Origin of the sequence: Micromonospora halotolerans, assembly GCF_032108445.1 — a bacterium.
Lineage (GTDB): Bacteria > Actinomycetota > Actinomycetes > Mycobacteriales > Micromonosporaceae > Micromonospora > Micromonospora halotolerans.
In genome coordinates this window covers 5,104,451-5,124,193 of the sequence record NZ_CP134876.1, presented here as the reverse complement: position 1 = coordinate 5,124,193, position 19,743 = coordinate 5,104,451, and the positions used below count along the sequence as shown (strand labels likewise).

21 protein-coding genes are annotated in these 19,743 nt (G+C 75.6%); 18 read left to right on the top strand and 3 right to left on the bottom strand.

The features are described 5' to 3' along the window. Positions 1-50 precede the first annotated feature (50 nt). Positions 51-746 carry an alpha/beta hydrolase gene (locus RMN56_RS24160; RefSeq protein WP_262285656.1) on the top strand — a complete coding sequence of 232 codons (696 nt, stop codon included), beginning with the start codon at positions 51-53 and terminating at the stop codon, positions 744-746. A 6-nt stretch (positions 747-752) separates the two neighbouring features. Here RMN56_RS24160 and RMN56_RS24155 read toward each other — a convergent pair whose 3' ends face one another. Continuing rightward, complete coding sequence (locus RMN56_RS24155; RefSeq protein WP_313719832.1) at positions 753-1,931, bottom strand: FUSC family protein; 1,179 nt, start codon at positions 1,929-1,931, stop codon at positions 753-755. A 110-nt stretch (positions 1,932-2,041) separates the two neighbouring features. Next, the gene (locus tag RMN56_RS24150) at positions 2,042-2,665 is read right to left on the bottom strand and encodes a TetR/AcrR family transcriptional regulator (RefSeq protein WP_313719831.1); all 624 of its coding nucleotides are present in this window, start codon (positions 2,663-2,665) and stop codon (positions 2,042-2,044) included. Positions 2,666-2,736: 71 nt separating this feature from the next. Here RMN56_RS24150 and RMN56_RS24145 point away from each other — a divergent pair, with 71 nt between their 5' ends. The 14 genes from RMN56_RS24145 to RMN56_RS24080 all read left to right on the top strand — a co-directional run bounded on the left by RMN56_RS24145 (position 2,737) and on the right by RMN56_RS24080 (position 16,157). Beyond that, positions 2,737-3,891: an FAD-dependent monooxygenase gene (locus RMN56_RS24145; RefSeq protein WP_313719830.1), complete on the top strand. Its 1,155-nt coding sequence runs from the start codon at positions 2,737-2,739 to the stop codon at positions 3,889-3,891. A 152-nt stretch (positions 3,892-4,043) separates the two neighbouring features. Further along, entirely contained in the window at positions 4,044-4,817 is a 774-nt protein-coding gene (locus RMN56_RS24140; RefSeq protein ID WP_313719829.1) for an LppM family (lipo)protein, read from the top strand. A 110-nt stretch (positions 4,818-4,927) separates the two neighbouring features. Further along, the gene (locus RMN56_RS24135; RefSeq protein WP_313719828.1) at positions 4,928-5,272 is read left to right on the top strand and encodes a hypothetical protein; all 345 of its coding nucleotides are present in this window, start codon (positions 4,928-4,930) and stop codon (positions 5,270-5,272) included. Positions 5,273-5,286: 14 nt separating this feature from the next. Continuing rightward, positions 5,287-5,895: a glycine zipper family protein gene (locus RMN56_RS24130; protein ID WP_313719827.1), complete on the top strand. Its 609-nt coding sequence runs from the start codon at positions 5,287-5,289 to the stop codon at positions 5,893-5,895. Further along, a complete protein-coding gene (locus tag RMN56_RS24125) occupies positions 5,892-6,572 on the top strand; it encodes a carboxypeptidase-like regulatory domain-containing protein (protein WP_313719826.1) in 681 nt (226 codons plus the stop codon). Before RMN56_RS24130 ends, RMN56_RS24125 begins: the two co-directional genes overlap by 4 nt. Positions 6,573-6,589: 17 nt before the next feature. Beyond that, entirely contained in the window at positions 6,590-7,807 is a 1,218-nt protein-coding gene (locus RMN56_RS24120; RefSeq protein WP_313719824.1) for a phage tail sheath family protein, read from the top strand. Position 7,808: 1 nt separating this feature from the next. Then, positions 7,809-8,291 (top strand): phage tail protein, encoded by a 483-nt coding sequence (locus RMN56_RS24115; protein ID WP_313719823.1) that lies wholly within the window; start codon positions 7,809-7,811, stop codon positions 8,289-8,291. Positions 8,292-9,732: 1,441 nt separating this feature from the next. Next, on the top strand, positions 9,733-9,927 hold the full coding sequence (locus tag RMN56_RS24110; protein WP_313719822.1) for a hypothetical protein: 195 nt from the start codon (positions 9,733-9,735) through the stop codon (positions 9,925-9,927). After that, positions 9,927-10,676 carry a CIS tube protein gene (locus RMN56_RS24105; protein ID WP_313719820.1) on the top strand — a complete coding sequence of 250 codons (750 nt, stop codon included), beginning with the start codon at positions 9,927-9,929 and terminating at the stop codon, positions 10,674-10,676. The genes RMN56_RS24110 and RMN56_RS24105 overlap by 1 nt, the downstream gene beginning before the upstream one ends. After that, entirely contained in the window at positions 10,673-12,244 is a 1,572-nt protein-coding gene (locus RMN56_RS24100) for a contractile injection system protein, VgrG/Pvc8 family (RefSeq protein ID WP_313719819.1), read from the top strand. The genes RMN56_RS24105 and RMN56_RS24100 overlap by 4 nt, the downstream gene beginning before the upstream one ends. Next, entirely contained in the window at positions 12,244-12,582 is a 339-nt protein-coding gene (locus RMN56_RS24095) for a hypothetical protein (RefSeq protein ID WP_313719818.1), read from the top strand. The genes RMN56_RS24100 and RMN56_RS24095 overlap by 1 nt, the downstream gene beginning before the upstream one ends. Next, a complete protein-coding gene (locus RMN56_RS24090; protein WP_151465564.1) occupies positions 12,579-13,016 on the top strand; it encodes a GPW/gp25 family protein in 438 nt (145 codons plus the stop codon). The genes RMN56_RS24095 and RMN56_RS24090 overlap by 4 nt, the downstream gene beginning before the upstream one ends. After that, a complete protein-coding gene (locus RMN56_RS24085; RefSeq protein ID WP_313719817.1) occupies positions 13,013-15,631 on the top strand; it encodes a putative baseplate assembly protein in 2,619 nt (872 codons plus the stop codon). Before RMN56_RS24090 ends, RMN56_RS24085 begins: the two co-directional genes overlap by 4 nt. Further along, positions 15,612-16,157 carry a phage tail protein gene (locus RMN56_RS24080; RefSeq protein WP_313719816.1) on the top strand — a complete coding sequence of 182 codons (546 nt, stop codon included), beginning with the start codon at positions 15,612-15,614 and terminating at the stop codon, positions 16,155-16,157. The genes RMN56_RS24085 and RMN56_RS24080 overlap by 20 nt, the downstream gene beginning before the upstream one ends. Positions 16,158-16,171: 14 nt before the next feature. On the opposite strand, the gene RMN56_RS24075 is transcribed toward RMN56_RS24080, so the two are convergent. Next, positions 16,172-17,383, bottom strand: coding sequence for an RNA-guided endonuclease InsQ/TnpB family protein (locus RMN56_RS24075; RefSeq protein ID WP_313719815.1), 1,212 nt, complete (start codon positions 17,381-17,383; stop codon positions 16,172-16,174). Between the two features lie 110 nt (positions 17,384-17,493). On the opposite strand from RMN56_RS24075, the gene RMN56_RS24070 reads away from it, so the two are divergent. Genes RMN56_RS24070 through RMN56_RS24060 form a run of 3 tightly spaced genes read left to right on the top strand, consistent with a single transcriptional unit; the run spans position 17,494 to position 19,706 of the window. Then, positions 17,494-18,414 carry a carbohydrate-binding protein gene (locus tag RMN56_RS24070; RefSeq protein ID WP_313719814.1) on the top strand — a complete coding sequence of 307 codons (921 nt, stop codon included), beginning with the start codon at positions 17,494-17,496 and terminating at the stop codon, positions 18,412-18,414. Beyond that, positions 18,411-18,887: a hypothetical protein gene (locus RMN56_RS24065; RefSeq protein WP_313719813.1), complete on the top strand. Its 477-nt coding sequence runs from the start codon at positions 18,411-18,413 to the stop codon at positions 18,885-18,887. The genes RMN56_RS24070 and RMN56_RS24065 overlap by 4 nt, the downstream gene beginning before the upstream one ends. Before the next feature lie 48 nt (positions 18,888-18,935). Further along, a complete protein-coding gene (locus tag RMN56_RS24060) occupies positions 18,936-19,706 on the top strand; it encodes a hypothetical protein (protein WP_313719812.1) in 771 nt (256 codons plus the stop codon). The last annotated feature ends 37 nt before the right edge of the window (positions 19,707-19,743 follow it).

Below are 19,743 nucleotides of genomic sequence, written 5' to 3'. Positions count from 1 at the left end.
CCGGCAGGCGGGTATCCGCCGCCCGACCCGACCGACGACAGGGGGCCGAGGTGACCGAACCAGCACCGCCGCACCGGCAGCCCGAGGAGGGATACCGGCACGGCCGGCTGACCGCCCGCCCCACCACCGTGACCGCGCCCGGCCCGACGGGTCCGGCCGAGGTCACCGACCCGGCCGGCGGGCCGCCCGCGCTGCGCCACGTGCCGACCGGCGGGGAGGGACCGTACCGGCTGGTGCTGCTGCTGCACGGCGCGGGCGGCTCGGCCCGGCAGGGCCTCGACCTGCTGCTGCCGCTGGCCGACGCGCACCGGCTGCTGCTGCTCGCCCCGCAGGCGCTCGCCAGCACCTGGGACCTGATCGCCGCCGGGTACGGCCCGGACGTGGCCCGGATCGACGCGCTGCTGGCCGCGACGTTCCGCGCGTACCCGGTGGCCGGGGTCACCGTGGGCGGCTTCTCCGACGGCGCCTCGTACGCCCTCTCCCTGGGCCTGACCAACGGCGACCTGGTCGACGCCGTGCTGGCCTTCTCCCCCGGCTTCGCCGCGCCGCTGGTCACGCACGGCCGGCCCCGGTTGTTCGTCTCGCACGGCACCGACGACCGGGTCCTGCCGGTCGACGTGTGCAGCCGGCGGCTGGTGCCCCGCCTGCACGGGCTCGGCTACCCGGCCGAGTACGCCGAGTTCGCCGGCGGGCACGAGGTGCCGGCGGAGATCCGGCGGCGGGCGGTGGACTGGCTGGTGGGGTGAGCCGGGTCAGTGCCCCGGCCCGGTGACCGCCGCGTCGACCCGGGCGAGCACGGTGGCGTCGTCGTCGCCACCCACGCCGCGCAGCAGGTCGATCGCGGTGGCCCGGACCTGCCCGATGATCATGGCGAGCGGCAGCGTCTCGCCGGGGGTGAAGAGCCGACCGGCGGCCCGGACGGCCTCCAGCGCGGCGACCTCGACCCGCTCGGCGTGGGCGTCGGCGACGCCGTCCTGCCCGGTCAGGTCGGCGGCGAGCGCGTCACCGGCCGAGCGCACCGCCTCGGCGAGGGTCCGCACGGCGCCGCCCAGCTCGGCCGGGACCGGTGCCGGTCCCCGGGTCAGGGTGACCGCGGCGCGGGCGAGTACCCGGATGTTGCGGACCGCGTAGTCGATCTGCCGGATGGAGCCCTCCACCGAGCGCAGCCGGCCCAGGTGCCGGCGGCGGCGCACGTTGAGCCGCAGCGCCTCGCCGGCGGCCAGCACGGCGCCGCGCAGCCGCTCCACCCCCGCGTCGGCGTGCCGGGCCCGCTCCAGCGCGGCCAGCGCCGCCGCGTCGTCGCCCCGGTCGAGCGCGTCGGCGATCTCGTCGAGCACCCCGGCCAGCTCGGCGAAGGTGTGCCGGAACTCGCTGACCAGTGGGGCGAGCGGCCGGCGGGCGTCGACGAGCTGGCTGGCCACCACGGCCACCGCGCCGCCGATCAGCGCGTCGACGAACCGGAACGGCACCAGCGACTCGGTCGGCGGGGAGACCACCACCAGGTAGAGCGCGGAGACGGCCGCCTGCACCACGGTGACCGAGCTGGCGCCGACGGCCACCGCCAGGGCCACGGTGAGCAGGATGACGGTGAGCACCGTCCAGGTGCTCCGGGGGCCGAGCGCCTGCACCACCAGGTCGGCGACGAGCACGCCGGCCGCGACGCCGAGCACCACCTCGACGGCCCGGCGCATCCGCTGGCCGCGCGCCTGGCCGAGCACGATCAGCGCGGCGGCCGGGGCGAAGAACGGCTGCGTGTGGCCGACCAACCGGGTGGCGAGGATCCACGCCACGGTGGCCGCCAGGGTGGCCTCGACCACCGGCAGCCAGCCCCGCCGCAGCCGCCCGGCCGCCTCCCGGACGGCTGCTCCCGGTCGCGGCGGAGCGTCCGACCCGCCGCGCCGTCGTAGCCGGACCGCGCTCCACCCCGCCATGGCCTGCCTTCCTGTCGCGCCCGCCCACCCATCCTGCGGCCTGGTCGCGCCGGTCGGCAGCGGTGGGCGCCACCCCGGACCGGTGGCGGCGGTCACGGCCGGGCGTCGGGTCAGGCTCCGGTGAACGCCCGCAGCAGGGTACGCACCCCGGCCCGGAGGTCCTCCCGACTGGCCGGGGTGCCGGGCGGCGGCGCGCTGAGCGCCCCGGCGCCGACCAGGCGGTCGAAGAGCAGCCCGTCGATGAACGCGACGAGCTGGTCGCCCTGCCGGCGCGGATCCGGCGCGCCGGCCCGGGCCAGCAGGTCCCGGGCCTGGACGCGGAGCACGGTGCCGTGGTCCAGGATCCGGCGCAGCTCGGGCCGGTGCACCGCCTCCAGCAGGCAGGCGTACCGCGCGAGGGCGCGACTGCGGCCGGTGGTCAGCCAGCGGTCGAGCACGTCGGCCACCCCGGCGGCGAGCTGGTCGAGCCCGTCCGGCCCGAGCGCCGCGGCGGCGTGGGGTGGCGCGGTGGGCAGCTCGTGGGCCGCCAGGTCGGCGCGGTCGAGGTCGGCGAGGCGCTGGACCACGGCCTCGATCAGCGCCTGGCGGGTCCGCAGGTACGCCGAGGTGGTGCCCGGCGGCATCCCGGCGCGCGCGTCGACGGCGCGGTGGGTCAGGCCCCGCATGCCGCCCTCGGCCAGCAGTTCCACCGCCGCGTCGGCCAGCCGCGCCACCCGGGCCGCCCGTCCACTCACTGTCGCCCCTCCTCACCGACGTTCTACGGATGTAGTATGGCGTTCTACAGGCGTAGAAGGGGTGGTCGGCCATGGGCGAGCCGCACGCGATCGTGGTCGGCGCCGGCATCGGCGGGCTCGCCGCGGCGCTGGCCCTGCACCGCCGGCACTGGCGGGTGACGGTGCTGGAACGCGCCGCCGCGCCACGCGAACTGGGCACCGGCTTGACCCTCATGGCCAACGCGCTGCGCGGTCTGGACGCGCTCGGCGTGGGCGACACGATCCGCCGGCAGGGCGTACCGGACTCGCCGGGCGGGCTGCGGACCAGCGCCGGCCACTGGCTGTCCCGGATCGACGGGGCCGCGCTGGAACGGACCCTCGGCACCGCGGCGCTCGGGATCCACCGGACCGCGCTGCACCGGCTGCTCCGCGACGCCCTGCCGGCCTCGACACTGGTCACCGGCGCCGACGTGGTCGACGTCGACGCCGACCTGCCCGCCGTGACGTACCAGCGGAACGGCACGCCGACCACGCTGCCGGCGGACCTCGTGGTCGGGGCCGACGGGCTGCACAGCGTGCTGCGCCGGCGGCTCTGGCCCGACCTGCCGGCCCCGGCGTACTCCGGCTCGACGGCCTGGCGGGCGGCGATCCGCTGGACCGCGCCGGTGGCGACGGCCGTCACCTGGGGGCCGGGCCGGGAGTTCGGCACCGTCCCGCTCGGCGATGGAGGGCTCTACTGGTACGCGGCGGAGACGGCCCCGCCGGGCGGTCGCGAGCCGGACGAGCTGGCGGCCGTCCGGGACCGCTTCGGCGGCTGGCACGAGCCGATACCGGCGCTGCTGGCGGCCACGCCGCCCGGGGCGGTGCTCCGGACCGACCTGTTCCACCTGGCGACCCCGCTGCCGTCGTACGTCCGGGGCCGGGTGGCCCTGCTCGGCGACGCGGCGCACGCCATGACGCCGCACCTGGGGCAGGGCGCGGGGCAGGCGATCGAGGACGCCGTGGTGCTCGGCGCGGCCTGCGCCGGCGGAACGGACGAGCTGGCCGGGGCGCTGGCCGCGTACGACCGGCAGCGGCGGCCCCGCAGCCAGGCGATCGCCCGGGCCTCCGCCCGCGCCGCGCGGTACGGCCAGCAGCTGCGCCACCCCGCGGCGGTCGCCCTGCGCGACGGCGTGCTCCGGCTGACCCCGGCGAGGGCGGCCCTGCGCGCCGCCGCCCGGTACGCCGACTGGCGGCCGCCGGGCTGAGCGGAAATTGTGCCGCGCACAATCCTCCAGAATATCGATCGGGCGCGCTTTTCCGGGTCGGCCGAATGGGAGAGCGGGCCGGTAAGATCGGCGACAAGCCTGTGACTGATCGCTGACTGCGAGACGTGACGGCGATCACACACACTGTGCCCATGAATACGAGACTCGGCCGCAGCAGGGCGTTCCGCCTCGCGGTGTGTCTCGCCCTCGTGGCGGCACTGAGCGGCTGCATGCAGCTCAATCTGGGGCTGACCGTGAACCCCGACGACACCGTCACCGGCCAACTCCTGGTCACCGCCGACAGGGCCCTGCTCGAAGGGCAGAACCCGGACGTCCATACCGCCTTCGTCGACATGCGGCGTCAGCTGCCCACTCTTCCCGCCGGCAACGAGAGCCGCTACGAGGGCGCCAAGTTCTACGGCGTGCAGGTCACGTATCGCAAGAAGCCATTGTCACAGTTCACCAGCGACAGCGTGAAATTGATCCGCATCGGCGACCGCTATCGCTTCTCATTTCCGCTGAACCCGGAGAGTTACGCCGGAAAAGTACCCGAACAAAATCTGGAAACGGTCCGGGCGTACATCACGTTGATGTCGATCGAGATATCGGTGACCTTCCCCGGTCGGGTGCTCAGCGCGAACGGCACGATCATCGGCCGCTCGGTCAGCTGGAAGCTCACCACCAACCAGGCCAAGCCCGCCGAACTGGTCGCCGAGGCGGAGGCGCCGCCACGCCCCTCGGTCACCGGCGCGGAACCTGCCGGCGGCGGCGCGTTCCCCTGGCTGCTGGTCGTCGGCGGGGTCGTCGTGCTGCTGCTGGTCGCCGTGGTCGTCGTCCTCCTGCTCCGCCGCCCGCGCGGCCCGGTCGCCGCCGCCCCGGCCACACCCACCCCCGCGCCCACTCCCCCGGCCGGCCGGCCCGCCTGAGCGGGCGCGGCGCAGTCACCACCCGGGCGGCACCCGGAGCCGCACCAGCCGGGGCCGCCGCACCACCCACCCCGACCGCGCCACCGCACCAACCGAAGAGGGGGATCGCCGTGAACGATCTCTTCACCTGGGCCGCCCTGGGCAGCCTCACCGGCGCCAGCGCCGCCACCCTGCTCGCCACCAACGTCATCGGCGGCCTCATCGGGCCGAGCGGCGACAAGGCGCGCAAGTGGATCGCCCTGGGCTTCGCGCTCGTCCTGTCGTACCTGACCGCCGCCTTCGCCGACGACGCGGGATCCGAAAAGTGGATCATTGCGTTCTTCAACGCGCTGGTCATCTTCTCCGCCGCCCTCGGCATCAACCAGCTGCCGCCCGGCAACCGACAGGCGACGAACGCGTCGCCGACCCAGCTCGCGCAGGGCCGCGAGCCCCGCTACATCCGCTCCTGGGTCTGAGAGAGGTGACCCCCATGGTCCTCGGCATCATCAGCGCCGCCGTCCACATCGTCCTTGGCGTCGTGCTCGGCGGTGCGGCGGGCGGCACCGTCGGTCTGCTGATCGGCGCGGTCGTCGGGCTGCTCGTCGGCGCGCCGTTCGGCTGGGCGGTCGCCTCCGCCGGCACCTACGGCGCCGACCCGAAGGGCATCTTCCTCTTCGTGGTCGACCACACCTGGAGCCTGCTCAACACCGTCACCGGCGCGCTCTACCTGACCCTGCACCTGGTCTTCGGGCACCAGCTCGACCGGGTGGTCTCGCAGGGCAGCGGGCGGGTCAACGTGGTCGAGGGGGTCTCGCCCCGCTACGCCACCACCATCGGCACGGTCTGCGCCGGCTCCAGCCTCGGCATCCAGCGGCACGAGGACGTGCACGTCCTCCAGGCGCGGCTGCTCGGCCCGCTCTACCTGCCGCTGGTCGCGCTCAACTACGTGCTGTTCACCATCGCCCCGGTGTGGCTGCTCTGGCACGACCACAGCAACGCGCCGATCAACCGGTTCACCCGCTACTTCGAGATCGGCGTCTACCCGCACGTCTGGAACGAGGCCATCGCGTACCGGATCCAGGGGACGCCGCCGCGATGACCGGTGCCATCGAGGCGGCCGTCGGCGACCTCGCGGCCTGGCTGACCGGGGCGGCGGGCGACCCCGTCCCGGTCGGCCCGCCCCGCGACGACCCCGACGGCGGCCTCACCGTCTGGCCGCTGGAGCTGCGGCCGGCCCGGCAGACCGCGGCCAGCGGCGGGGCGCGCGAGCCGTACCGCTTTGTGGTCCGGCTGCTGGTCAGCGGCGGCGGGCCGGCGGCGCTGCCGGCGCTGGACCGGGTGCTGGCCGCCGCCACCGCGGCCGGCCAGCCCGAGGTGGTGCTGGCCGCCGGGGACCCGGCGCTCTGGCGGGCCCTCGGCGTGCCGCCCCGGCCCGCGCTGCTGCTCGACGTGCCGGCGCGGATCGACCGGCCGGCGCCGTCCGCGCCGCCCGTGCGGCAGCCGCTGCGGCTGCGGCAGCTCGACATGCGCACCCTCGACGGCCGGGTGGTCGGGCCGGAGCGCCAACCGCTCGCCGCCATGCGGGTCGAGCTGGTCGGCACCGCCCAGGCCACCGAGACCGACGCGGCCGGCCGGTTCCGGCTGGTCGGCGTCCCGCACGACCCCGACGCCCCGGACCGGCCGGTGCGGATCCGGCTGATCGGCCGGGGCCGCACCCACACCGCCGAGCTGCACCCCGCCGACGGAGACCACGTCGTCGTCTGCGCCCCCGACTGACTCCTCAAGGAGGACCGATGCCCACCTACTTCTCCCCCGGCATCTATGTCGAGGAGGTGCCGAGCGGGGCCCGCCCGATCGGCCCGGTCGGCACGAGCACCGCCGCCTTCGTCGGGCTCGCGCCGAACCGCGCCGCCCACGTCGACGAGGCGCTCGCCGTGAACAGCTGGTCGGAGTTCCTCCGGCTCTACGCCGACGGCGAGCACCTGGAGAGCACGCCCCTGGCCCGCGCGGTCTTCGGCTTCCTCGACAACGGCGGCACCCGCTGCTGGGTGGTGAACGTCGGCGAGGGTGGCCAACTCACCGGCACCGGCGGGCGGCGCAGCGGCCTGCAACTGCTGGAGGCCATCGACGAGATCTCCATCCTGGCCGCGCCCGGGTACCACGACCCGGTCTCACACGAGGCGCTCATCAGCATGGCCGAGCGGCTGCGCACCATGGTCGCGATCTGCGACCCGCCGCCCGAGGTGGCCGACATCTCCCGGCTCACCCGGGTCGCCACGCCCGGCAAGCCGTCGTCCGGCAAGCCCGCCGAGGGTACGCCGAAGCCCGACGACGACCCGCCCGGCGGCGACCGGCCCCGGCAGTCGGACTTCGCCACGTACTACTTCCCCTGGATCCGGGTCCGCGACCCGCTCAGCGGCGACCTGGTCCTCACCCCGCCGAGCGGGCACGTGGCCGGCATCTGGGCCCGCACCGACGCGCTGCGCGGCGTGCACAAGGCGCCGGCCAACGAGCCGGTACGCGGCGCGGTGGACCTGGCGTACCGGGTCACCCGCCCGGAGCACGACGTGCTCAACCCCAAGGGCGTCAACGTGATCCGCTTCTTCTCCGGCGAGGGCATCCGGCTCTGGGGCGCCCGGACGCTCGCCGCCGAGGCCAGCGAGTGGCGCTACCTGAACGTGCGGCGGCTCTCCATCGCCATCGAGCTGGCCATCGCGGGCGGCACCCGGTGGATGGTGTTCGAGCCGAACGACTACACCCTGTGGCGCTCGATCCGGCGGGACATCGGCGCGTTCCTCACCCGGGTGTGGCGGGACGGCGCGCTGCTCGGCCGCACGCCCGAGGAGGCGTTCTTCGTCAAGTGCGACGAGGAGACCAACCCGGCCGACGTGCGCGACGCCGGGATGGTGGTGGCCCACATCGGCATCGCGGTGGTCAAGCCCGCGGAGTTCGTGGTGTTCAAGCTGAGCCAGTGGGCCGGCGGCACCGAGACCGAGACGATCGGAGGCTGACATGCCCACCACGGCCACCCCGCAGCCGGGCGCGCCCGTCGACCCCTACCGGGCGTACCACTTCAAGCTGCTCATCAACGGCGTCACCAACGGGCACTTCACCGAGGTCAGCGGCTTCGAGGTGGCCATACCGTCGCTGGCGTACCGGGAGGCCGGCAACGAGCGGATCCGGGCGGTCCCCGGCCAGGTCGAGTACGCCCCGGTCACCCTCCACTTCGGCCTGACCGCGTCGCGCGAGCTGTGGGACTGGGTGAACGCGGCCGCGAAGGGCACGGTGAACCGGCGCAACGTCTCGGTGGTGCTGCTCGACCCGGCCGGCACCGCCGAGGTGCTGCGCTGGAACATGATCAACGCGTGGCCGACCCGGTGGCGGGGCGCGCACTTGAACACCCTGTCCCAGGAGATCGCCATCGAGGCGCTGACCCTCGCGTACGAGGGGCTGGAACTGGAGTCCGGCGGTGCCGCCGCCCCGGCGCCCGCGTGAGCGGCTGGCCCGCCTGCTCCGGGCCACCGCCGACCGCCTCACCACCGGGCCCACCACCGCGTCCGCCGAGGCGCCCGCACCGCGCCGCCCCGGCGAACCCCCCGAGCACTGGCTCCACCTGGTCGCCACCCACGCCCCCGGCCTCCTCCACGACCTCCCCCACCCCGCCCCCGCCCCCGCCTTCCCTGTTGATCAAGAAGTTTGCGTCGGATCCGACGCCTCCGCCGACGCAAACCTCTTGATCGACGAGGAGGGGGCGGTGGGACGTGGCGGGGTTGAGGGCGGTGGTCGGGGGGTTGGGGTCGGGGAGTCTGTGCGGGGGCTGCGGTTGCGGCCTTCGGTTCCGGGGGCGTTCGGGTTGCCCGGGTGGGGCGATGAGGCAGGCAGGTTCTCCGGGGCGAGGGTCGCTGGGGTGGCGGGGGGCTTCGCCGGGTCGCGCCTCCGGGCCTGGGTCAGTTTCGGTCGAACCGGGGCCGCCAGTATCGCCGGACGCCGTGACCCCGGCGGGCATCCCGGCCTCGGCGGGCATCCCGGCCCCAGCGGGCTTGCCGACTCCGGCCGGCGTGCCGGCCCTGGTGCGCGGGGTGCGGGCACGTCGGGGTATCCGACCACGTCGGGGGGCGGGATCGCGGGGCGCGTGGCGCCGTCGGGCGGCGACGCCGGCCGGGGCGGATTCACGCCGGGCGACCGCAAGGCCCGACGCCGGCCCCTCGGCTTCGGCTGGGAGTCGGCCACGCCCGACACCACGCACGGGTCACTCGTCGGACCGACGGACACCTCGTCGGCCGAGGACGCCGGCCAGGGTGGGTCGCGGGGCGACGCCTCGTTTCCGGGCAGTTCGTCGTCCCGTCAGGCCGCACGGCCGCACCGGACGGCCGGCAAGGGCGGCGGGCCGCCGGACTGGTCGGCCGTCGAGATCGGCGCCCAACCCGGATCACCGCACGGCGCAATCGGCGCCCAACCCGGATCACCGCACGGCGCGATCGGGGCCCACGCCGGCTCACCGCACCGGCAGACCGGCAGCCCCCGGGGATCGTCGCCCGGCGGACCCGGTGCCCCGCCGGCCTCGTCAGCCGGCCGGGCGGGCACCCCACCGGGTTCCGGGCCTGGCCGTTCCAGCAGCGGCCGGTCGGGGTGGAGCGGTGTCGCGGCCGGCGGAGCCGAGCCTGGAATGATCGGCCGCACCATGCGGTTCCCGGCACCGGCCAGCGCAGCTGGGCCAGCCGTCCCGCTCACCGACCCGGCCACGGGCCGTACCCGGCCCGAACGTCCGGCCGACCGAGCGGAACTCGGCCCCGCCTGGACGACGGCTTCCCCCGCCGGCGACGGTCGGGTGCATCTGTTGTCGCTGGGACGACAACAAACGCACCCGAACCCGGAGGCGAGCACGGCGAGGCGGCCGACGCGGGAGTGGACGGCTGCGGCGGCAGGGCCGTGGCCAGTGCTCCCGCCCGAGGCCGGCGACGACGGGTCGTGGCGGACGCTGCCGCACGCCGCCGGCGACCGGGCCGCGGGCGTGCCACAACGGGACCCGTGGCCGGCGCTGCCCGACGACCGGGAGCTGCGGGCGCCGGCCGTCCCGGCACGCGACGCCGACCGGCTGGCCCGGCTCGACCGGGAACAGGCGGGTGACTGATGGAACGCGTCGCCTTCCTCGTGGACGAGTCCGGCACCCGGGTGGACTGCCTGCTCAACCCGGAGACCGTGCAGGTGACCCGGCTGGCCGGCGTACGGCCCCGGGGGGCGCCGGGCGGACCGCTCACCGGGGCCGGCCGCGCCGACGACCCCCTGGTCTTCACCGGCGGCGGGCGGACCGAGCTGGTGCTGGACCTGCTCTTCGACACCGACTTCGTGGAATCCCCGGTACGCCCCGAGGACGTCCGCGCGCTCACCCGTCCGCTGTGGATGCTGGCCGAGAACTCCGCGACCGAGCACGGCTGGCTGCGGCCTCCGCTGATCCGGCTGGTGTGGGGCAAGACCTGGAACGTGCCCGGCGTCATCGTGGCCATCGCGGAGCGCTTCGACGCGTTCACCCTCACCGGCACCCCGCGCCGTTCCTGGCTGCGGCTCAAGCTGGTCCGGGTGGCCGAGACCGCCGAGGCGGCCCGGGCGGGCTTCGAGGAGGAGCTGGCCGCGGCGAGCACGCCGACCGTGCCGCCCGGATCGGCGGTGGTCGCCGCGGCCGACGGGGCGGCCGAGCCGGGCTGGTCCGGGGTCCGCTTCGACCTGCTCGCCCACGACGCGCTCGGTTCGCCGCTGCGCTGGCGGCTGCTCGCCGAGCACAACCGGATCACCGACCCGCTGACCGTGCCGGCCGGCACCGCCCTGGCCGTGCCGACCGCCGCCGCCGCGCCGCTCCCCGCCGACGCCGGAGGTGCGCCGTGATCCGGGCCGCCGCCGTCACGATCGACGGGATCCCACTGGCCGACCCCGGACGGCTGCGCGGCGTCCGGGTCGCCGCCCGACTGGACCAGCCGACCCAGTGCGAGCTCACCCTGGCCACCGCACCGGGCGCCGCCGCCCTCGACCCCCCGGTACGCCCCGGCGCCGCCCTCGACCTGCGGCTGGACGGCCAGCCCGACGCCCTGTTCACCGGCGAGGTGACCGGCGTCGAGGTGGAGTACGCCGGCGACGGCGCGGCGCTGCTGCGGCTGCGGGCGTACGACCCGCTGCACCGGCTGCGCAAGCGGCAGGAGCTGCGGGTGTTCGAGTCGGTGACCGCCGCCGAGCTGGCCCGGGAGCTCTGCGCCGACGTGGGGCTCACCGTCGACGCCGACACCGACGGGCCGCGCCTGGACCGGCTGCTCCAGCACCGGCACACCGACCTGGAGCTGTTGCGCGAGGTGGCCGGCCGGGCCGGCCTGCACCTGACCGTCGAGGGCGACCGGCTGCGCCTGCTGACCCTCGACGGTCACGGCGACCCGGTCCCGCTCACCCTCGGCGGGAGCGTGCACGCGCTGCGGATCGCGGAGAACCTGGACCGGGCCGGCGGCGGGTGCGCCGCGCTGGGCTGGCACCCGCAGCGCGCCGAGCCGCTGCGCCAGGAGGCCGGCGAGGCCCGCTCCGGGCGGCGCATCCCGCTGCGCCCGGACCCGGGCGGGGTGGGCGCGGACGCGGTCCGCACGGCCGTCGACCAGCCGGGCCGCAGCGACGACGAGCTGGCCGCCCTGGCCCAGGCCGGGCTGGACGCCCGAGTCGCGGCGCTGGTGACGGCCGAGGGCACGGCCGAGGGCGACCCGGCGTTGCGCCCCGGCCGGCGGATCGCCCTGACCGGCGTGCCCGAGCCGGTCGCGGGCGTGTACGTGCTCACCGAGGTGGTGCACACCCTCGACGCGAACGGGCACCTGACCCGCTTCTCCACCGTCCCACCCGGACCGCCGCCGGCCGCCGCGCCCGTCGCGGCCACGGTCACCCTCGGCACGGTCACCGACGTGGACGACCCGGACGGGCTGGGCCGGGCCCGGGTGACCCTGCCCGCGTACGGGGACCTGGACGCCGGCTGGCTCGCCGTGCTCTGCCCGGGCGCGGGCCGGGGCAAGGGCATCGTGGCGCTGCCCGACCCGGAGGACACCGTGCTCGTGGCGCTGCCCGGCGGCGAGCCCGCCTCGGGCGTCGTGCTCGGCTCGCTGTTCGGCGCGGTCGAGCCGTACGACGCGGGGATCGTGTCCGGCCGGTCCCGGCGCTGGTCGATGCGGACCGGCACCGGGCAGTCGATCGTCATCGACGACGACGGGCGCAGCCTGCGCCTGGCCACCGACGGCGGCAGCTTCGTCGAGCTGCGCCCCGAGCTGACCACCGTGCACGCGGCCGGCGACCTGGTGCTCTCCGCGCCGGGCCGGGCCATGGTGGTGCGCGCCCGCACCGTCGACTTCCTGCAGGCGGAGGCGGCCGAGGACGCCGAGACCGCCGCCGCCCAGGCCCGTACCCTCGCCCGCGCCCACGGAGGTGGCTGATGCGCTGGATCCACCGCGACTCGCTGATCACCTGCGACCACGACGGGCGGGTGTCCAACCGCCCCTCGCAGCGGTGGGTGACGGTGCGGGGCGTGCCGGTGCTGGTCGAGGCCGACCCGGAGGGGCGGGACATCACCGCCTGCCCCAACTACGGGCCGACCATCAAGCCCTGCGCGAAGACGCTGACGGTGACCGTCGGCTACAGCGCCTGGCTGCGGGTGGACGGCCACCGCGTGGTGCTGTCGCACCTGGACGGGCTGACCGACGGCACCCCGCCCGGGCTGGTCCACCACACCGTCCGCGACCCGCGGCAGACGTTCCTGGGGGCGGACGCATGAGGGCCTTCCGGTTCGTGGGCGCCGGCTTCGACGCGGGTCGCACCGGCGGCCTCGCGCTGACCGCCGCCGGCGGCCTGGCCATGACCGAGGGCGACGAGACCGTGCGCCAGGCGCTGTTCCTGCTGCTGTCCACCACGCCGGGCGAGCGGCTGATGCGCCCCGGGTACGGCTCCCGGCTGCACCGGCTGGTCTTCGCGCCCAACGACGACACCACGGCCGGGCTGGCCATCCACTACGTGCGGCAGGCCATCCGGCGCTGGGAGCCGCGGGTCGAGGTGCTCGACGTGGACGCCGGGCCGGACCCGGACGACCCGTGGCGGCTGGTGATCCGGCTGGACTACCGGGTCCGGGCCAGCCTCTCCCCCGGCCAGCTGGTCTTCTCCGTCGACCTGCTGCCCGTCGACGACGAACCCGGCGAGGAGGGTCCCGCATGACGCTGCCGGTGCCGCACCTGGACGACCGCGCCTTCCTCGACCTGGTCACCGAGGCGCGGGAACGGATCCGCCGGTCCTGCCCGGACTGGACGGACCTCTCCGCGCACGACCCGGGGATGGCGCTGCTGGAGGCGTTCGCCTATCTCACCGAGGTGATGATCTACCGGCTGAACCAGTTGCCGGAGAAGGCGTACGTGTCCTTCCTCAACCTGCTCGGGGTGACCCGGCACCCGCCGGCCGCCGCCTGGGCGGATGTCCGCTTCACCCGGACCGGCGCGGACCGGGGCGCGGTCCGCGTCCCGGCCGGCACCCGGGTCGCCGCCGCCCGGGGCGCCGACCCCCGGCCGGTCGTCTTCGTGACCACCGAGCCGGCCGTGCTGCCCGCGGGCGAGACCGAGGTGACGGTACGCGTGCACCACTGCGAGCCGGTCGAGGCGGAGCTGCTGGGCACCGGCACCGGGCAGGCCGGGCAGGTGTTCCGCGCGGCCCGCGCGCCGCTGACCCGGACCACCGAGGCGCTGGACCTGCTGCTCGGGGTGGAGGTGCCGGCCGGGTCGGTGGAGCTGGGCGCGGCCGCCCGGGAGCACGAGGGCCGCACGTACGAGGTCTGGCGGCCGGTGGGCAGCTTCGCCGGCGTCGGCCCGCAGGCCAAGGTCTACCTGGTCGACCGCGCGTCCGGGGTGGTCACCTTCGCCCCCGCGCTGGACCTGCGGCCGGCGGACGGCGCCGGGCCGGGTGTCGAGGGGGCGCCCGGCCCGGTGGCGGCGGTGCCGCCGGCCGGGCGGCAGATCCGGCTGTGGTACCGGTGCGGCGGCGGGCCGGCCGGCAACGTGGCGGCCGGGACGCTGACCAGCCTGCGCGACCCGCTGCCCGGGCTGCGGGTGGACAACCCGGTCCCGGCCGCCGGTGGCCGGGACCTGGAGTCGATGGAGTCGGCCCTGGCGCGCGGCCCGTACGAGTTCTTCGCCCAGCAGCGCGCGGTGACCGCCCGGGACTACGAGATCCTGGCGGCCGGTTCCGGTGCGGTGGCCCGGGCCCGGGCGTTCACCCGGGCGTCGGTGTACAGCTTCGCCCGACCCGGCGAGGTCGAGGTGGTCCTGGTGCCGTACGTGCCGGAGCAGGCCCGCCCGGGCGGCCGGCTGCCGGTGGCGGTGCTGCGGGAGCACGAGGTCGAGGAGGCGCGCCGCCGGGTGGAGGCCGACCTGGAGCGGCGGCGGGCGCTCGGCACGGCGGTGCGGGCCGGCTGGGCGCGCTACAAGGCGGTCTCCATCCGGGCCCGGGTGGTGGTCCGCCGCGAGGAGGACGTCGAGGCGGTCCGGCGGCGCGTCCACGACCGGCTGCACCAGACCCTCAGCCCGCTGCCCACCCCGCTCAACCCGGCCGGCTGGGCGTTCGGCGAGCCGCTGCGGGCCTCCAACGTGTACCGGATGCTGGAGCACGCCGAGCCGGGCGTGCGCTACGTCGAGTCGGTCCGGTTCGTGGTCGACGAGGCGCCGGACGCGCAGGTGCGGACCGTGGCCGTCGACCAGTACCAGCCGGGCACCTGGTACGCCGGGCGCGGCCCGGTGCTGTTCCGCTCCACCGACGCGGGCGCGGGGTGGGAGCCGGCCGGCCGGTTCGACGGCGAGAGCGTCGTCCGGGTGGTGCCCGCCCCCGCCCCGGTCCGCCCCGGCGTGGTGCCCCGGGCCGGTTCGGTGGCCGTGGTGACCGCGCGCGACGCGGGCGGCTCCCGGGTCCGGTTGAGCACCGACCTGGGCGAGACGTGGACGCTGCTCACCGACCTGGACTCCGGCGTGCGGGACCTGGCCTGGATCGACCGGGACGGCGCCGCGGCGCTGCTTCTGGCCACCGACGCCGGCCTCTACGAGGTGTCCCTGCTGCCCGGCGCGGTGCCGTTGCAGATCCTCGTCGACCCGGCCGACGCCGACCGCGGCTTCTACGCGGTCCGGTCGTTCGTCTCCGAGCGCGGCGCGCCCGGTGTGGCGGTGGCCGCGCAGGCCGGCTTCGGCGTCTACCTGTCCACCGCGGCCGGCCGCCCCGGCACGTTCGCGCACGTCGGCCTGGCCAACGTCGACAACCGGGTGCTCGCCGTGCAGTACGACGGCCCGGCCACCCTGCTCTGGAGCGGCGCCGGCGAGCCGGACCCGAAGAAGCCCGGGCAGGGCTGCCACCGCACCCGGCTGTTCGAGTCCGACGTGAAGTGGCAGTCGGTGGCGGGCGGCTGGATCGGCGGCACCTGCCGGGACCTGGCGTTCAGCGGCACCCTGGCGCTGGCCGCCACGCAGAGCGGCGGGGTGGTCCGGCTGGACACCCTGGCCGCGCAGCCGCAGTGGCAACCCGTGATGGTCAACTGCGGGCTGCCGCTGCGCGACCGGACCCGGTTCGTCCCGGTCGACGCGATCGCCGCCACCGCGCCCTCCGGCCCGGGTGGGGCCACCCGGCTGGTCCTGGCCGGCGGCGAGCGCGGCGTGTACCGCAGCGGCGACGCGGCGGACTGGACGGCCAGCGCCAACCAGGCCACCGCCGACGTGGTCACCGTCCCCGGCACCTGGCTGCTCTGCTCCGGCGAGCACGACATCGAGGTGGTGCGGCAGGATGCGCCGAGCGGCGATTGAGCGGCTGCTGCCGGCCGCGTACCAGCGGGCCGCCGGCCCGGGCAGCGTGCTGGGCGCGCTGCTGGACGTCATGGAGGCGCTGCACGCCCCCGACGAGGCGGTGCTCGCCGACGTCGACGCGCTGTTCGCGCCGTACCGCACGCCGGACGGGTTCGTGGCGTACCTGACCCGGTGGGTGGCCATGGACCACGTGGTCGCCGCGCCCCGGGCGGACGCGCCGCTGCCGCTGCCGCTCGGCCGGCTGCGGGACCTGGTGGCGCACGGCGCGCTGCTGGCCCGGTGGCGGGGCACCCCCTACGGGATGCGCACCGCGCTGGAGCTGGCCACCGGGGTGACCGGCTTCGTGCTGGAGGAGCCGGCCGAGCGGCCGTTCCACGTGGTGGTCCGGGTGCCGCCGGCCGCCGCCGACCGGCTCGCCCTGGTCACCCGCATCGTCGAGGCGGAGAAGCCCGCCGCGGTCACCGTCGAGGTCACCACCGACCCGACCCCCGAACCCCAGGACCAGCCGTCAGAGGAGCCGTCTTGACTTCCTCCCCATGCCTAAAGGCGGGGGAATCCCTGGGTCGCCCCACGGGTTTCCTGCTTCACCGGCGACTGCCTCGTCCGGGCGTTCGTCCGTTGAGGTCTTACACCGCCTCCACAGGCAGAGACCGAAAGCCCTTCGGCCTTGATGTTGATGGCCGCGTTGACGTCGCGGTCGTGGGTGGTACCACAGCGGCATGTCCAGTTCCGTACGGTCAGCGGCATCTTCTCGGCGAGCGCGCCGCAGGCGGAGCACAACTTGGACGACGGGAACCAGCGATCAATCGTGATCAGGTTCCGGCCGTGCCAGTCGGCCTTGTACTCCAGCATGGTGCGGAACTGCCGCCAGGCCGCGTCGCTGATGGCGCGGGCCAGGCGGTGGTTGCGGATCATGTTTCGCACGGTCAGGTCCTCGATCACGATCGTTTGGTTCTCACGAACGAGCCGAGTTGTCAGCTTGTGCAGGTGGTCCCATCTGCGGTCGGTGATTCGGGCGTGGACGCGGGCGACCTTGACCCGTGCCTTCGCCCGATTCGCGGAGCCCTTCTCCTTCGTTGCCAGGTTGCGCTGGGCGCGGGCGAGAGCGACCCGGTCGCGGCGTTCGTGCTTCGGGTTGGTGATCTTCTCCCCGGTGGAAACGGTGAGCAGGCTGTCCAGGCCGGCGTCGATACCGATAGCGGCGTTGACGGCCGGGGTGGCGTGGATCACGTCGTCGCAGAGCAGGGACACGAACCAGCGTCCGGCCGCGTCCTGCGAGACGGTCACCGTGGACGGCGACGCGCCGTCGGGCAGCGGCCGCGACCACACGATGTGCAGGGGCGCGGTCATCTTCGCCAGGGTCAGCCGACCATCGCGCGAGCGGAACGCGCTGGTGGTGTACTCCGCCGAGCGGCGGGACTTCTTCTTGCTCTTGAACGTCGGGTACTTCGCCCGTTTGGCGAAGAAGTTGGTGAACGCGACTTGCAGATGCCGCAGCGCCTGTTGCAACGGCACGGAGGAGACGTCGTTGAGGAATGCCAGTTCCTCAGTCTTCTTCCAACCGGTGAGCAGCACGGACGTGGCGTTGTAGTTGACCCGCTCCTGGCGCAGCGTCCACGCCTCGGCGCGAGCCTGCAACGCCATGTTGTAGACCAGCCGGACGCACCCGAACGTCCGGGCAAGCTCGCCGGCCTGCTCCGGGGTCGGGTAGAAGCGGTACTTGAACGCCCGCTTCACCGTCTTCACGGTCATGCCTCACAACCTAGCCGACCATCTTGTGAACACCTGGGCGACGTGCCGGCCGGCCGTGGCCCTCGTTTCCTCCCCACGGCTACAGCCAGGGGTCTCCACGAAGGAGTTCGATGACCACCGAATGGGCCGTCGTCGCCGCCGCCGAGCAGTTCACCCTGGACGCCCGCAACTGCGGCGAGCTGACCTTCACGGTCTCCAACCCGGGCGAGGCGCCGGACACCGTGGTCTTCGACGTCGCGCCCGGCGAGGGCAGCCAGCGCGGCTGGTTCACCGTGGCCGAGCCGCAGCGGGTGGTGCCCGGGCAGGGCTCGGTGTCGTTCCTGGTCCGGCTCGCCGTGCCGTCCGGCACCCCGCCCCGGCGCTACGACATGAGCGGCTTCGCGTACTCGGCGAACACCGCCCCCGAGGAGAGTTCCCGGTCCAGCGGCCGGGTGACGTACGACGTGCGGGCCGTCGTACCCCCGAAGCGCGCGCCGTGGCCGTGGCTCGCGGCCGCGGCGGCGCTGCTGCTGGTGGTGGGCGGGGTGGTCGCCTGGCTGGTGACCCGCGGCGGTGATCCGCCGCCCCCGCCGCGGGCCCAGGTGGTGACCGTGGAGGCGGAGAGCCTGGTCGCCGGCGCGACGGTGCAGTCGACCTCCGCGGCGGCCGCGCGGGTGGTGTCCCAGCCGAACTGCTGCGAGGTGGTCTGGTCCGGCGACGCCCAGCTGTTCTTCCAGGGTCGGGCCGTGGGTGACCGGGTGACCGTCTCGGTGGACCTGCCCGCCGACGGCACGTGGCGCCTCGCCACCGTGCGCACCACCTCGTTCGACTACGCGAACACCATCTGGCTGGTGGACGGCCGGCAGGTCGGGGACACCTTCTTCGGCTTCACCCCGACGGTGGTGCGCACCGACTTCGTGGACGTGGGCACCGTGGAGCTGGCTCGGGGCCCGCACAAGCTGACCCTGGTGGCGGTGAGCCGGACGCAGGGCACCGACCGGTACTTCGCCGGGGTCGACCAGATCCGGTTCACCCAGCTCCTCGCGCCGTGAGCGGGCGGCAGAAGGTGCTGCTGGCGGCCCTCGCCGGGCTGCTCGCGGTGCTCTACCTGGTCGCGGTGGGCGGCGGCCGGCACGACCGGGGCGACCCGGCCGCCGGGCCCGGCTGGCTGGCCCGGTTCGGCGGGAACGCCGGCACGGTGGACCCGGCCACGGTGACCGTGGCGTGCGTGCCGCCGGCCGCCGAGCCGAGCCCGTCCGCCGAGGGTCTGGTGGTCGGCTTCGGCATCGCCTGCCGGCTGCGGGTGGCCGACCCGGGCGGCCTGCGCAGCCTGGTGCTGCGCAGCGGGGCGCCGTTCGTGGTGAGCGCCCCGGCGCCCGGGGACGCCGACGTCACGGTGACCGACGAGGTGACGCCCGGCGACGACGGCACGGCGGTGGCGAAGGTGGCGGTGGACGGGGCGACCGAGGTCGCCCTGCGATGCCCGGGAGGTGGCGGATGCGTGGTCACCGTCGCCCGGTCCTGACCGGACGCGGGCCGGGCCGGCCGGAGCCGGCCGGTGGGGAGGCGTGCCATGGGTGAGCTGCGGAAACCGTTCCTGCTGCTGGCGCTGCTCGCGATCGCGCTAGTCGTGGGGCTGGAGCTGGGGGCGGCGGCGCTCACCGGCGGCGGCGACGCCGGCGGCGCGCTGCGGGACAGCGCCGGGCGGCTCGGCGTCGAGCTGGGCGACGTCGGCGCGGTGACCGAGCCGTCCGGCCGGGGCACCGGCCACCTGGCGCTCGTCGACGTGGTGGCGCTCTGGACCACCGGGCTGTTCGCCCTGAGCCTCGTGGTGCCGGACCGGATCCAGGGCCGGGTGCAGGGGGTGGCCACCCTGGTCTTCTCGATCCTGCTGCTGCTCGCGTCGCTGGTCCTGCTGATCGTCGCCTTCGTCGAGCTGACCGTGATGGTGTCGCTGTTCCTGGCCGCGCCGTTCGGCACGCTCGCGTACCTGGCGGTGTGGGGGTTCTTCCCGGTGGGCGACGCCGCCGTGCTGCTCGGCCTGGTGCTGCTGCTCAAGCTGGTCTGGGCGGCGCTGCTGCTGCTCGCCCAGCCGCGCTTCCTGCAGAACAAGGGGCTCGCGCTGCTGGCGCTGACCACCCTGCTGTGCACGGTGGTGCTGGAGTTCCTGCACCAGTTCGTGCCGGGGATCCTGGTCAGCATCACCGACGACCTGGGCGCGGTCGTGTTCGCCGTGGTGGCGCTGATCTGGGCGCTGGTCCTGCTGATCGGCTCGATCCCCGCCATCGTCAAGGCCGTCCGGACCACCGCGACCACCTCCCGCCCCACCACGCGGGCCCGGTGAGCGCCGCCTCCGCCGTTCCGGGCACGGCTTTCCCGGC